Consider the following 14,587-nt stretch of genomic DNA (forward strand, 5'->3'; position numbering starts at 1 on the left):
TGATATCACCATCACACAGCATCATCAAGTCTGAGCCTCGGAGCTACTCCAAGGGATTTGATTTCATCCAGCAAAAGCTTGAATGCATAGCTCATTTCTACACGGTGGATGTCCGTTTCTGATCCACAGTTTGAACAGTACCTCACATTACGCCTGCGGTCAAAGGTCGCGATCATGCCACAATTACTACAGACAAGCTCTTCAACCTTATCAGATTCATCAAGCAATCTTTCCTTAAGGGTCATCGCTGCACCATGACCAATAAGTACATCCCTTTCCATTTCACCAAATCGCAGACCACCTTCACGGGCACGTCCTTCGGTTGGCTGGCGTGTGAGAACCTGAACTGGACCACGGGACCTTGCATGCATCTTGGATGCTACCATGTGGTGCAGTTTCTGATAAAGAATAACACCAACAAAGATATCGGCCTGGACCTTTTTACCGGTCACACCATCGTAAAAGACTTCTTTACCGGTGTGTGAAAAACCATGTTTCTGTAAACCTGAACGCAGGTCATCTTCCTTTTCTCCGGAAAAGGCAGTTGCATTGATACGTCTGCCTTCTACAGATCCTACTTTACCACCGATCATTTCCAGAACATGTGCAACTGTCATACGTGAAGGGATTGCATGAGGATTGATTACCAGATCAGGAACCATTCCGGATTCTGTGAAGGGCATATCGTGATATGGAACTATAAGTCCGATTACTCCTTTCTGACCGTGCCTTGAAGCAAACTTGTCACCGATCTCAGGAATCCTCTGATCCCTGACCTTTACCTTGGTGAGCCTGGTACCGTTAATGGATTCTGTAAGCAGGACAGTATCAACCACACCCCTTTCATTGGAACGCATGGTGATTGCACTTTCCCTTCTCTGTTCTACGGTGATACCGAAATCCGTTTGTTCTTCAAGGAAACGAGGAGGACTGGTCTTACCGATCAATACTGAATTAGGCCCAACTGTGGTCTCCGGATTGACAAGCCCGTCAACATCCAGGTTCGCATAGGCTTCCGCACTACGTGCACCCCTGTATTCCGAATCAGGAATCTCAAATTTATCTTCCTGCCCACCGGGATAACGACGTTCTTCGCCCTCAAAAGTCCTGAGGAAGTGGCTTCTACCAAGGCCTCTTTCAATGGATCCTTTGTTGAAAACCAGTGCATCTTCAATATTATAACCTTCATAGGACATTACAGCCACAACGAAGTTCTGACCCGCAGGCCTTTCATCAAAGTTAATTGATTCGCATGTCTGCGTGCGTGTGAGTGCTTTCTGGGGGTAATGTAACACGTGTGCACGGGTATCAGGCCTGAGTTTCAGGTTGGAAGTGGACACACCAATACATTGTTTGATCATAGCCGAACCCATGGTAATCCTGGGGGATGCATTATGTTCCGGATAAGGGACCATACCTGCACAGATACCCAGAATCAGAGAGGGATCTATTTCAAGGTGTGTGTGTTTGGGAGTGATGTCACTCTCGTAGAGAGCCACATATGAATTTTCTTCTTCTTCGGCATCCAGGTATTCAATACGACCCTGCCTGATGAGATCTGCACTCGTCAAATCTCCGCTTTTGAGTTTATCAATATGGTCTTCAGTAACAAGAGGCAGGCCGTTTTCTACTACTACAAGTGCCCTTCTTGCCCTACCTATATCGGAATTGATGATCACTTCATGAATATCTTCATAAAGAGCTACATTTACCTGCCTGGAAAGCATACCGGCCCTTCTTTGCTTGCGAATATCTTCCACAAGATTGACAGGATCAGGATGCGTGCCTATTAATTCACCATTCAGGAATACTTTGGCATCAGTCACCAAGAATCACCCCCCCATTACCGAGAGATTTCTTACCACTATCATCAGTAATATCCTGATAACCAGGGGATTTTATCAAATCATCTACTGGCATTTCATGTTCCTCTACATCAGTTCCTAGCTCATTGGAATACTTAAGGATCTTTTCAGGCATATGAAGCTGCGCCGGTGCCACACCAAGACCATAAAGCACATTTTTCACTTTATCGAAATCATCCGCCCCTGTGGATAGTTCCACCATCTGGGCAAAATTTTTCACCAAACCACAGTTGGGACCTTCTGGTGTTTCTGAAGGACACAATCTGCCCCACTGAGTAGAGTGCAGATCACGGGCTTCAAAGTGAGGTTGTGCTCTGGAAAGTGGAGATATTACTCGTCTCAGGTGAGAAAGTGTAGAAATATAATCAGTACGATCAAGCAACTGGGATACACCACTCCTTCCTCCAACCCAATTACCTGTTGCAAGTGGGTGCTGGAGGCGGTCTGTAAGGACATCTGCCCTGACCAATGTGGAAACATTCAATTCCCTGTTCCTCATGTTTGCTCTTTCAAGCTGGTATTTGACATCACGTGTCAGGCGGTTGAAAGCCACCCTGAAGAGATCTTCCAGCAAGTCACCTGTTAGTTTCAGGCGCTTGTTGGAATAGTGATCCTTATCATCCGCACTACGACGGTCAAGAGCCAATTCAAAGCATGATTCGGCCATGCGACCCAGGAAATGGGCTTTTGCCACCCTGTCCTCTGGTTCATTACCAAGATGAGGAAGCAGATACCTGTCAATAACATAATTTGCCCTCTTGACCTGATACTCGCTTGCCTGACCGGAGGCCACCCTCATACCAATCTTCTCAACCGCTTCTTCTACTGTATCTACTTCAGACTCTTCGAGGTTTTCGAACATGAACTTCATTATTTCAGGATCTGTTGAAACCGTCTTGACGACATCTTCATCTGTTTCAATACCAAGAGCCCTGAGAAGAGTGATGAAATTAATCCTTCCGGAGATGGAGGGGAAAGAAACTTCCAGCAGGGCTTTCCTGCCTCTTTCAACCACCACAAGTGCCCTGTAGCCTCTGCGCTGGGAGAAAACCTTTGCAACTTCTATGCGATCCCCGTAACGCTCTCCGATTTCGGCCAGTATCTTGTTGGGTGCAAGATCCTCAAGGGTCATAACTACCCTTTCGGTACCATTAACGATAAAGTAGCCTCCTGGATCAAGCGGATCCTCGCCGTGTTCGATCATTTCCTCATCATCGATTCCAACAAGATTACATATCTCGGATTTGATCATAACCGGTAGTTGTCCAATTTTGGCTTCCCTTGGTTCGGATTCTTCTCCACCTTTGACCACGGACATTTCGAGGAAAAGAGGAGCAGAATAAGAAAGGTTTCGGAGTCTGGCCTCATTGGGGTAGAGGTTTTCAATTGCACCATCCGCCTCCTTGACAACCGGTTTTTCAACTCTGATGCGGCCTAACTTGACGTATATATCCTCAATGTCAGTCTCGATGAGACGTTGTTCATCGATAACTTTCTGAAGACCGCTGTTTAAGAACTTGTTATATGAATCGATATGGTGTTGTACGATTTTATCCCTTGTAAAATAGGCTTCCGACAGAAAACTGGTATCCAAAGCGATGCTAGCACCTTCTTTTAAGTTAATATAGAATATTCAGGCAAACAACGTAGCGCATGCGAATGTAAGCGTAAGAACAAAATCAATGAACGGGACAGAACCCGGCGAATATGAGTTATGCATGTCATTCAATTACATACCGATAATAGGGGGCCTCTCCTGCAGTCTGGCTTTTGCGGGTAATTTTCACTACGTCTCCCACTTCAGCACCAATTTCTTTAATAACAGGATCTTCTATCTTGATTTTAGGTAGCTGTTCCCTACCAATATTATACTCTTTAAGAACAGATTTTATTTCATCCTCATCAATAATTTCATGACGGGGAATGAATTCATGATCAAGCAGGCTGAACTTACTCAAATAATATCCTCCTAAAAAATCTGCAGGTAAATGTTTCCCATAATTTTGTGGCGGGCTCGTAGGGATTTGAACCCTAGACCGTCTGGTTAAAAGCCAGACGCTCTGCCTGACTAAGCTACGAGCCCACAATGTTTGCCGCATACACCATTCATGCCACCCTTAGGCAGCGCCAATACATGAGTGGCATTGTATATAAGGTTTATTGTAGAGGGCACTTCTACCGAAAACCAAATGCCTCCAACGCATGAAAATGAACCATAATTGCGGAAAATAAAGAAGCAGTAGAACACTACTCCAAACAAGGTATATATAGCATCATTTTCCGACTTTACAAAGTTATCTGTTTATGTCCCACATTCCCAGCCACCCATATATTCTGCCTGTTTGGGAGAATACGAGTCTATTTCGACATCAAGAGATTCCAGTTTGAGCCTGGCCACACGCATATCCAGATCAGGAGGTACCGCATGCACCCCTACATCAAGTTTATTCTCGGCAATATAACGCGCACATTGGGCCTGGTTAGCAAAACTCATATCCATCACTTCAGCCGGATGACCATCGCCTGCAGCAAGATTTACCAACCTCCCATCGGCAAGAACATTAATGTGTTTACCGCCTACCGTATATTCTTTGATATTTTTCCTGACATCCCTTACTGAAGAAGACAATGCAACAAGATCTTCCAGATTTATTTCCACATTGAAGTGTCCGGAATTGGCAAGTATGGCACCATCTTTCATCACCTCAAAATGACCCCTGTTCAGTACATCAGTATTTCCAGTGGTCATCACAAAGATATCACCATATAGAGCGGCCTTTTGCATAGGCATGACCCTGAAGCCATCCATTTTTGCTTCAAGAGCACGTATTGGATCCACTTCTGTCACAATGAGATTTGCACCCAGGCCTGAAGCCCGCATGGCAGCACCACGACCACACCAGCCATAGCCACCAATGACAACGGTCTTACCCGCCACTAACAGGTTGGTAGTCCTCATAATCGCATCCCAGGAAGATTGCCCCGTACCATAACGGTTATCAAAAAGGAATTTGGTCATAGCATCATTTACGGCAATTACCGGCATCTTCAGGGCCCCTTCCGCTTCCATTGCCTTGAGACGATGGATCCCTGTGGTAGTTTCCTCACACCCACCCTGTATTGAATCAAGAAGTTCGGTCCTTTCCGTATGAAGTTTAAAAATCAGATCCGCACCGTCATCGATGGTTATATCCGGACCAATATCAAGTACCCTGTCGATAGATCCATAATATTCCTTGCTGGAACAATCATATTTTGCAAAACAATCGATATTATCCTTCATATCCAGAGCCATAGCCACATCATTCTGCGTACTCAGAGGATTACAACCGGTAATAGCAACTTCGCCCCCTCCTGCAGCAAGGGTTTCTACCAATACGGCAGTCTTTGCCTCTACATGAAGTGCCATTGCTATCCTGTGACCTTTCAGAGGTTTTTCATCTTCGAATTCCTTCCTGATTATAGAAAGAACAGGCATATGATTCCTGGCCCACTCAATTTTTTGTTCACCAGATTCAATAATTTCCTCATCGATCATACAATACCTCATTTGATAATGACTCTATTAAAAAATACTTAAAATTTCTAATTCTTCACAATCCCACACAATGGAATACAACGACAATGTTTGGGAAAAACAAAAAGCTGACGAATGAATATGCTTTGTCTGTAAAATACTTAAACCTTATTAATGCAACCATAAAGGTCACGACAAATTGCAATATTACAACCCGCACTTGTAAAGCAACCAAAAATGCAAATAATCCCAAAATTTTCAATTCATTTGCATATGTGATTGCAACATAAGCAACCCCATCAATACAAATTCAAATAGCTCCATATAAACAAAATAAGAAGAAATTATGGTTTAATGCACCAGAATTTCTTCCACCTGAGATTTGTCCTATTTTTTAAAAGACCGTACCGAAGGCTTCCTTGAAACGTCTCTTGAAATCCGCTAGCTTAAAGTGATGGTTCTGGGTTCCCTGGTGTTCAATTTTTATAGCACCCATCAAAGATGCAATCCGTCCTGTGGTTTCCCAATCCAGGTCATTTGTTAGACCATAGAGCAAGCCAGCACGATATGCATCCCCACAACCCGTGGGATCCTGTAAAGCAGCTGGTTTGGCGGCAGGAATCTGGATTACTTCACCGTCTTTATAGATCAATGAACCTTCCGGACCTTTTGTAACTATAAGAGCTTTGAGCTTTGCAGAGATCTCCTCCTGACTCTTGCCAGTCCTCTCTTGAATCAATTGCCACTCATAGTCGTTAACTGTCAACCAGGTAGCCTGCTCTATGAATTCCATTAATTCATCACCATCAAACATAGGCAGGCCCTGACCGGGATCAAAGATGAAAGGTATACCCGCACTCACAAATTCCCGGGCGTGCTGAATCATACCTTCCCTGCCATCCGGTGCTACAATGCCCACTGCAGGATCATTTACATCAAGTACTGAATAATTATGGGAATAATTCATTGCCCCGGGATGGAAGGCAGTTATCTGGTTGTCATCCATATCTGTTGTAATGAAAGCCTGTGCTGTAAAAGTGTCATCAACCACATTCACATGTTCCCGGTTGATACCCTTCTCATCCATCCATTTTGCATAATTCTCAAAATCGGTACCAACTGTTCCCATTGGGAGAGGATTACCACCAAGTAACTTGAGATTGTAGGCTATGTTTCCTGCACAACCTCCAAACTCACGACGCAGTTCAGGTACAAGGAATGACACATTTAATATATGCACTTTATCCGGTAAAATATGATTCTTGAACTGGTCATTAAAAACCATGATATTATCAAAAGCGAAAGATCCACAAATTAAAGCTTTGTCCATTTATATGTACTCCTAAATTATGATTCTAGTTTGAATTATAGACCATCCATATGAAAATAAAAAAAAGGTAATTATTCCAATTATTTTTTACGTAAATGGAATATACCCCAGGTCAGATATCCGTTATTGCCACCGTTTACCCAGTGGTTGAGGCCCTGTTTCATATTATTGATGTAGTTCTGACTGACTACTTTGGAGAGCTCATCTTCCTGACCTTCAGTTTCTTTCAACACTCTTCCATAATGGGTCGGCAGCTGGGAAGCATGTTCCTCAAATTCAATTTCCTTCATACCATACTTTTTGGCAGATTCCCGATAAAAACCGGGTGAACCGAGGGTTTCCAGATGGATACGGTCCAGTATTGGTTGTAAGACCCCTTCCGGACAATCGTCAGTCTGCATCGGATCAGTAAATACAAAATCTCCGCCACTTTTCAGCACACGAGCAACTTCTTTGATAACCTGTTCACGATTACCACTATGAAGGATTGCATCCTGGGACCATACCACATCGAAAGAGAAATCGGGATAGGGAATTTCTTCAAAGCTACCATCCAAAACTGTTATAAGATGGTTAAGACCCTGGTCCTCATTCATTTTTCGGTCGCGTTCATTTTCTACTTCACTCAAATTAAGGGCAACTACCTGACAGCCATATTTTTTGGCCAGATACCTGGCAGCTCCACCATAACCAGCTCCGATATCCAGAATCTTACTATCCTTATCCAGATTACTTATTTTTGATGCCATCCTTTCAATCGTACGTCGACTGGCGTCAAATATTGGTTCATCTTCTGAATTATAGAGACCGACATGGATATCCTCGCCGCCCCAGATGGTAAAGTAAAAATTGTCGGCGTCATCGCTATTGTAGTATTCCTGTGCTTTATCTACTGCGGTTTTTTGGTTTTCAGACATGTTGATTCCATCTTCCCATATTTGTTAATTTTTTTCTGCAACATGGAGGAAGAAATCAGGCTCATCCTCTTTGTAGGTCTCTTTAAAGTCCCCAAGGGTGTTTATTTCCTGAAAACCAACTTCATGCAGAAGTTGCCTGGTGTAATCTTTTCTCAAGGGGAACATATTGAGATTGTAGACTGAACCATCCGAGAATTCATATCTGAAGCGGGCAAGCCCCTCATCAACATGTTCCGGATAGACTGATACAGTATCCCCACAGTAATAATGGGCATGCTTGCTGGAATAACCATCATCCAGTATGGCATCATAGTTACGCTGGTCAAGAAGCAATACACCATCATGTTTCAGCAGCGCATAGAACTCAGCCAGAGTTTTTCTGCGGTCGCCTTCATCGAAAAGGTGTGTAAATGAATTACCCAGACATACAATAGCATCGAATTTGTCATGGATGTCCTTATTCATCCATCTCCAATCAGCCTGAACGGTCCTCATCAAATACCCATGATCACGGGCATTATCGAAGGCCTTGGCAAGCATTTCGGCACTGCCATCTGCACTTACGACATCAAAACCTGCCTGAAGTAAACGAACAGAATTAAAACCGGTGCCTGTTGCCACATCGAGTATTTTCTCAACACCTCTCTTTTTCAGGATGTTTATGATAGTATCTCCTTCGCCCTTGGCACGGCTTTCCCAGTCGATGAGTTCGTCCCATTTATCAACAAATCCAGGAACATACTCTTCCTCATAATGGTCCGATTCCCTTACTTCTATTGGATTATCTCCAAAATCCTGTTCTTCTTCTTCTACTTGGTTCATGTAGATCCTCCTATTGTTATTTAATGTAGTATATTTACAAATACATTCGATTGTTGCTATTCGCCTGGCTCATGCATTCATGAATCCAGAATAGATTAAGCGAAATTAATGAAGGGCCCCCACCCCGGGGAGCCCTTATCCAAAAATCCATAATTTAATTATTCAGTATCGGTAATGTTCTGGTTTGTAAGGTCCTCCAACAGGGACACCGATGTATTCAGCCTGTTCTTGTGACATTTCGGTCAATTTAGCACCAAGTTTTTTGAGGTGCAACTTTGCAACCTCTTCATCCAGTACTTTTGACAATCGATAAACGCCAACTTCCTTTGGACTCTCCCAGAGATCGATCTGCGCAAGTGTCTGGTTTGTGAAACTGTTTGACATGACAAAACTCGGGTGGCCTGTTGCAAGGCCCAGATTGACAAGTCTACCTTCTGCCAGCACATATATGGAATGTCCATCAGGGAACTGGTATTCATCTACTTGTGGCTTGATATTGATCCTTTTAACAGTATCCATATTGTTAAGTGCATCAACCTGGATCTCATTATCAAAATGGCCTATGTTACAGACAATTGCCTGGTCTTTCATGTTAGACATGTGTTCGGTCGTAAGTACATCACAGTTGCCTGTTGTGGTAACATAAATATCACCATAGGGCAGTGCATCCTCAACAGTCATAACATCATAGCCTTCCATCAATGCCTGCAGTGCGCAGATTGGATCGGTTTCTGTAATAATCACTCTTGCCTTGTGATTAGCCAGTGCTTCTGCTGAGCCTTTACCAACATCACCATAACCACAAACAACTGCAACCTTACCTGCAATCATCACATCAGTACCACGTTTTATGGCATCTACAAGGGATTCCCTGCATCCGTAGACATTGTCGAATTTACTCTTGGTTACAGAGTCATTGACATTTATAGCAGGTGTAAGAAGATCTCCCTTCCTTTCCCAGTGATACAATCTGTGCACACCGGTGGTTGTTTCCTCGGACACACCCTTCCAATCAGCAACCGCTTTATGCCAGAATTGAGGATCTTCCTTCAGGGATTTTTTAAGCACTTCATTCTGGGCTATAAGTTCCTTGTTGTCTGTAGGTTCATCAAGGATGGAAGGGTCATCTTCTGCTGCATACCCACGATGCATCATCAGAGTGGCATCTCCACCATCATCCACAATGAGATTTGGACCTTTACCATCCGGCCAGGTCAATGCCTTTTTGGTGCACCACCAGTAATCATCAAGTGTTTCACCCTTCCATGCAAAAACCGGAACACCTGTTTCTGCTATTGCAGCTGCTGCTTCATCCTGGGTTGAGAATATATTACATGATGCCCAGCGCACATCTGCACCGAGTTCAACCAGTGTCTCAATAAGAACTGCAGTTTGAACAGTCATGTGAAGACTGCCACTTATACGTGCTCCTTTAAGTGGTTTCATAGGCCCGTACTTTTCACGTGTGGCCATAAGACCCGGCATTTCCTGTTCAGCTATATTTAACTGCTTGCGACCGGAGTCAGCAAGTCCGATATCTTTAACTTTATAATCCTTATTTGTAACCATATTTTCACCAATAATTAATCATCTTCTTAGCAACGCTAAGATTCCAAATATACTTCTAAATACCTAGTACCAATCTAAATAGCGACTATTGTGATTTAGACAAAAATCATTTCACTACGTTGAGATTGAATTTTCCTTTGAGGCTATCCACCTTGTCAAGTTGTTCCCATGGGAAAATATTCCTGCCAAAATGACCATAAGAAGATGCCTGCCTGTATGACCAACCTTTAGGATGCAGTAAATTCAGATCTTCTATCAAGGCTGCCGGTCTGAAATCAAATATTTCACCGGATTCAAGTACATCCTGAATTTCCTGGTCTTCTATTACACCTGTACCATAGGTATCAACATTGATACTGAGAGGCTTTGAGACACCAATAGCATAAGCTACCTGGATTTCACATTTATCGGCAAGACCTGCTGCAACTATGTTTTTGGCGACATATCTTGCATAGTATGCTGCTGAACGGTCAACCTTGGAAGGATCTTTACCCGAGAAAGCTCCCCCACCATGGCTGCCTACTCCTCCATAGGTATCCACGATGATCTTACGTCCGGTAAGTCCTGCATCTGCATAGGGACCTCCTAGAACGAATCCTCCTGTTGGGTTTATGTAATACTCGGTATCTGACCTCAACATGCCGGTTGGCTCAAGGACTTCATTGATAAATCCTACCATGTCATTACGAACTGTTTCAAGTGGGATGTCGTCAGTCTGCTGTGATATAACTACAGCTGTTATGTGGTCAGGTTTTCCATTTACATATTTCACTGAGACCTGTGATTTGGCATCCGGTCTTAAGTAGGACACCCTACCTTCCTGACGGATAGAGTCCAGGTACCGGAGTAGCCTGTGACTAAACGCAATTGGAGCAGGCATGTACTCATCTGTTTCATTGGTAGCATAACCAAACATCATACCCTGGTCCCCTGCACCCTGCTCTTCATATAACCCTGTACCCTCGGTAACTCCCATAGATATGTCAGGGGATTGTTCATGGATTTTTGATATGTATTCAAAGGATTTGTCCCAGAAAAGAAGGTCCTTATGATCATACCCTATATCACGAATAACTTCACGTGCTATATTCTCTGTATCAATCTGTTCCATACCTTTACAGGTAATTTCACCTGCATTTACCACAAGGTCATGGGCTACAAGTGTTTCACATGCCACACGACTGTCAGAATCAGCTTCCAGACATGCATCCAGAACTGCATCAGATACCTGATCACATATCTTATCTGGATGTCCTGCACCGACCGCTTCTGAAGTAAATACGTGGTCATATTTGAGTTTACTCATTTTCACACTCCTGTTTTATCTTAAAGGTCCGATTGAACGGATACGCTAGAGGTCCGATTGAACGGATACGTTATAAGGTCCGATTGAACGGATACGTTAAAGGCCCGGATGAACGGACATACATTTGGATCTGAATTCGCAATCAAATGTCAAGAATGGATAATTCCACACTGAAACATTCCTATAACATAATATAGTGGACATTTCTGGAATCAATGATAATCATTGATTACCACGAACATACCCTTCCACTATAATCGTAACTGATTGCCATCACATAATACGCCATACTATATATGTGTTTTCAAATTAAAGGATTTCAAATTATTTTTACAGTATATAAGAAAGTAAATATATATTCCATTTCAAAAATAATAAATCAAACCTACTATTATGGCTTTCTGGCCAAACATTACAAATGTATTTTGAAGGATTTTCATGAATGTATCTACAGATAGCCACCATTAAAATCTATGTCGTGTCCAAAATTATTTGTCAACTAAAGACCCCTGCAAACCCAGAACATCAATCAGATGCTGACTGTCAGTTTTTTTTGCAGCTTTAGAAGCTTCTGCCATTATCTCATATTCATCCATACATAGAACCTGGCCGTTTTCCATTAGCACTTTCCCGTCTACCAACACTGTTGTGACATCACTACCAAGAGCCGAATAGACTAGATGCGAATCGACATCATACAATGGAGTAAGATGCGGACGTTTCATGTCCACAATAATTAAGTCGCCATAGTAGCCTTCTTTGATCATACCGGCCTCAATTCCAAGTGCCTTTGCCCCGTTTACAGTGGCCATCTCAAGCACTTTCCGGGCATCAATGACAGTTAGGTCCATACTGTTTACCTTATGGAGCAGTGCAGTCATTTTCATTACCCCGAACATATCAAGATTATTGTTTGAAGCACATCCATCGGTACTCAGGGACACATTCACACCCTTTTCAAGCAGTTGTGGCACCGGTGCTATACCTGCTGCCGTTTTCATATTACTCACAGGATCATGGCTCACATGAACCCCGGTTTCAGCCAAAATATCCATATCCCCCTCTGAAAGCCAGATACAATGAGCAGCAAGTACATCACTGTCAAAAAAACCAATGTCATGAAGCATGTTAACCGAACACTTGCCATACTTCTCTTTCATCTGGTTCAGTTCAGCTTCGGTTTCAAGCACATGGATGTGAACTTTTACATCATCCTTGCGAGCCTGCTTACGCACATCCTGCAGGAATTGCTGAGAGCAAGTATGAGGAGCATGAGGGCCATACATGGCAGATATGCGCCCATTGGCTGCACCATTGAAATCCTTTACAAAGTTCCTGCCTTTTAATAGGGAAGATTCTGCCCTTTCTGGATCTCCAAAATCAATCATACCATAGGAAAGGGCTGCACGCATACCACAATCCTCAACTGCACGGGCAGCTGCCTGCTCATGAATATACATGTCAGCAAAGGTGGTTGTTCCGGATTTTATCATCTCCAGGCATGCCAGCCTGACCCCTGCATAGATTTCTTCCGGACCCAATTTTTCTTCCACGGGCCAGATATAATCCTCAAGCCATTCTGCAAGTGGCAGATCATCGGCATAACCCCTTAAGAGTGTCATACCTGCATGATTATGGGTATTTACCAGTCCAGGCATGACAACCGAACCACTTGCATCTATTATTTTGTCTGCCTTGCCATTATAAGAAAGACCCACATAGACAATCCTGCCATTTTCAATGGCAACCTCCCCTTTTTTGAGATCTCCGGTATCAGGATCCATAGTAAGGACGTAACCGTTCTTGATCAAAACATCAGCCATAAAACCTCTCCAATATCAATAAACTTCCTTTCTGAGCTGTTCAAGAAAAGCTTCCATAATTTTCAGCCTCTCTGTTGCAATATCCCTGGAAGTATGTGTGTTCAGACGATCCATTATCTTAAAAGGCTTCCTTTCCATATATTCTTCAAAACCTTCAAAAGGGTTTTGCGCATAGGCATTCATGGAACTTTCCTTCACAGTACCATTGGCATGTTTTAAGCCTCGCAAAGCCCCCATTGAAAGCAGTGACCTGAAAATCCCCACCGCACCCAGGGCATCAATCCTATCCGCATCCTGTAAAATTTGCCCTTCGATTGATTCAGGAACCATACCCCGGCTGAACCTGTGAGTACGTATGCAGGATACAATATGTTCAATGGTTTTTTCATCAACTTCTTTATCAGCCAGAAAAGAACCTGCGATTTCAGCACCATACAATGCATGATCACCGCCTTCCTGATGTTCGCGAACAAACCCCACATCATGCAATAGGGCAGCAAGCCTCAATACATCAGGATTTCCCCCTTCCTTTTTCCCTATATACATGCAAAGGGATTCGACCCGCTCCACGTGACCCATATCGTGGCTACTGGGTTCATCGAAGAGTACATCTGACACATAATCTCTTGTGCTTTCAATAATATCCAGAATGATCACCTTCACTGATTCTTAAGATTCTCCATTAGTTCTCCAACAGCTTCTCTGAGAAATGTAGCGTTATCAAAATCCCCTGCAATTTCCTCAAGCTCTCCATGGCTACAGTTTCCAAGTTGCCGGGAATAGCTGATCATATTTGCCATCGCACGGTTCACATTGTCTACAATCGTAAGTGTGGCTGTCTTTGATGTGCGTGAGAATGGATTCAAATCGATTGCAATAACAGTTTTACCCATCTCCACCAATTTCTGGCATCTATCCCCGTCCTCCAGGGGAACAAGAACCACATCTGCACTGTAGATTCCTTCCTGATCCACAATAGCCCGGGCATGTTCAAGACCAAGCCTGCCATCCCCTCGTGCCCCAAGCACACGGGTCGCACCAAAGGATTCCAGATGAGAGATGATACGAGAAACTCTCTCCTCGGTACGGTGAAAAAGATTGACTTCAAGGGATGCCCCTGTGACAGATGCAAGTTCAACCATTTTTTCAGGGACAAGGGCCGATGTATTGCCGTTTACCGAAATGACCGGCCTATCTGCCAGAAGAAGCAATGCAGAAGCTATCTTTTCTGCAAGTAAGGCCGAAGGGACAGTCCTTTCACCAAGCAGGTAGTCAAAGCATTCACCTCTGCCCTGAGCCACAAGACCCTGCATACTAGTAATACCTTTATTCACACCTTCAACAATATTTTCCCTTGCAATCAGGGAATGATAACGAGGATGTGTTTGTGGAATGCCAGTCAAATTTTTACACCTCAATAATCAGAACAAAAATAAAT

General features: G+C 43.4%; 12 protein-coding genes and 1 tRNA gene. All 13 read right to left on the bottom strand.

What is annotated here, in order from left to right; genetic code table 11:
• Window positions 1-11: 11 nt before the first annotated feature.
• The 13 genes from rpoB to C9889_RS03195 all read right to left on the bottom strand — a co-directional run bounded on the left by rpoB (window position 12) and on the right by C9889_RS03195 (window position 14,552).
• Complete coding sequence (gene rpoB / locus C9889_RS03135; RefSeq protein WP_129597114.1) at window positions 12-1,826, bottom strand: DNA-directed RNA polymerase subunit B; 1,815 nt, start codon at window positions 1,824-1,826, stop codon at window positions 12-14.
• Window positions 1,819-3,459 (bottom strand): DNA-directed RNA polymerase subunit B'', encoded by a 1,641-nt coding sequence (locus C9889_RS03140; RefSeq protein ID WP_129597116.1) that lies wholly within the window; start codon window positions 3,457-3,459, stop codon window positions 1,819-1,821. Before C9889_RS03140 ends, rpoB begins: the two co-directional genes overlap by 8 nt.
• Window positions 3,460-3,586: 127 nt before the next feature.
• Window positions 3,587-3,823 (bottom strand): DNA-directed RNA polymerase subunit H, encoded by a 237-nt coding sequence (locus C9889_RS03145; protein WP_072359276.1) that lies wholly within the window; start codon window positions 3,821-3,823, stop codon window positions 3,587-3,589.
• Window positions 3,824-3,871: 48 nt separating this feature from the next.
• Window positions 3,872-3,948 (bottom strand) — tRNA-Lys (locus C9889_RS03150).
• A gap of 219 nt (window positions 3,949-4,167) precedes the next feature.
• Complete coding sequence (locus C9889_RS03155; protein WP_129597118.1) at window positions 4,168-5,403, bottom strand: adenosylhomocysteinase; 1,236 nt, start codon at window positions 5,401-5,403, stop codon at window positions 4,168-4,170.
• Window positions 5,404-5,776: 373 nt separating this feature from the next.
• Window positions 5,777-6,712, bottom strand: a complete 936-nt coding sequence (locus C9889_RS03160; RefSeq protein WP_129597120.1) for a carbohydrate kinase family protein — start codon at window positions 6,710-6,712, stop codon at window positions 5,777-5,779.
• A gap of 80 nt (window positions 6,713-6,792) precedes the next feature.
• Window positions 6,793-7,629, bottom strand: coding sequence for a methyltransferase domain-containing protein (locus C9889_RS03165; RefSeq protein WP_129597122.1), 837 nt, complete (start codon window positions 7,627-7,629; stop codon window positions 6,793-6,795).
• 24 nt (window positions 7,630-7,653) lie between these two features.
• Complete coding sequence (locus C9889_RS03170; protein WP_129597124.1) at window positions 7,654-8,451, bottom strand: glycine/sarcosine N-methyltransferase; 798 nt, start codon at window positions 8,449-8,451, stop codon at window positions 7,654-7,656.
• A gap of 162 nt (window positions 8,452-8,613) precedes the next feature.
• Entirely contained in the window at window positions 8,614-10,020 is a 1,407-nt protein-coding gene (gene ahcY, locus C9889_RS03175; protein WP_129597126.1) for an adenosylhomocysteinase, read from the bottom strand.
• A gap of 106 nt (window positions 10,021-10,126) precedes the next feature.
• Window positions 10,127-11,326, bottom strand: a complete 1,200-nt coding sequence (metK, locus tag C9889_RS03180; RefSeq protein WP_129597128.1) for a methionine adenosyltransferase — start codon at window positions 11,324-11,326, stop codon at window positions 10,127-10,129.
• A 488-nt stretch (window positions 11,327-11,814) separates the two neighbouring features.
• Complete coding sequence (locus C9889_RS03185; protein WP_129597130.1) at window positions 11,815-13,149, bottom strand: amidohydrolase family protein; 1,335 nt, start codon at window positions 13,147-13,149, stop codon at window positions 11,815-11,817.
• A gap of 15 nt (window positions 13,150-13,164) precedes the next feature.
• Complete coding sequence (locus C9889_RS03190) at window positions 13,165-13,812, bottom strand: HD domain-containing protein (RefSeq protein ID WP_129597132.1); 648 nt, start codon at window positions 13,810-13,812, stop codon at window positions 13,165-13,167.
• The gene (locus tag C9889_RS03195; RefSeq protein WP_129597134.1) at window positions 13,809-14,552 is read right to left on the bottom strand and encodes a 4-phosphopantoate--beta-alanine ligase; all 744 of its coding nucleotides are present in this window, start codon (window positions 14,550-14,552) and stop codon (window positions 13,809-13,811) included. Before C9889_RS03195 ends, C9889_RS03190 begins: the two co-directional genes overlap by 4 nt.
• Between the last annotated feature and the right edge of the window lie 35 nt (window positions 14,553-14,587).

Origin of the sequence: Methanohalophilus profundi, from assembly GCF_004137855.1 — an archaeon.
GTDB classification, from domain to species: domain Archaea; phylum Halobacteriota; class Methanosarcinia; order Methanosarcinales; family Methanosarcinaceae; genus Methanohalophilus; species Methanohalophilus profundi.

Coding starts and splice junctions, on each gene's coding strand:
- C9889_RS03155 (WP_129597118.1), bottom strand. CDS start 5,403: ATGATCGATGAGGAAATTATTGAATCTGGTGAACAAAAAATTGAGTGG.
- C9889_RS03160 (WP_129597120.1), bottom strand. CDS start 6,712: ATGGACAAAGCTTTAATTTGTGGATCTTTCGCTTTTGATAATATCATG.
- C9889_RS03165 (WP_129597122.1), bottom strand. CDS start 7,629: ATGTCTGAAAACCAAAAAACCGCAGTAGATAAAGCACAGGAATACTAC.
- C9889_RS03170 (WP_129597124.1), bottom strand. CDS start 8,451: ATGAACCAAGTAGAAGAAGAAGAACAGGATTTTGGAGATAATCCAATA.
- ahcY (WP_129597126.1), bottom strand. CDS start 10,020: ATGGTTACAAATAAGGATTATAAAGTTAAAGATATCGGACTTGCTGAC.
- metK (WP_129597128.1), bottom strand. CDS start 11,326: ATGAGTAAACTCAAATATGACCACGTATTTACTTCAGAAGCGGTCGGT.
- C9889_RS03185 (WP_129597130.1), bottom strand. CDS start 13,149: ATGGCTGATGTTTTGATCAAGAACGGTTACGTCCTTACTATGGATCCT.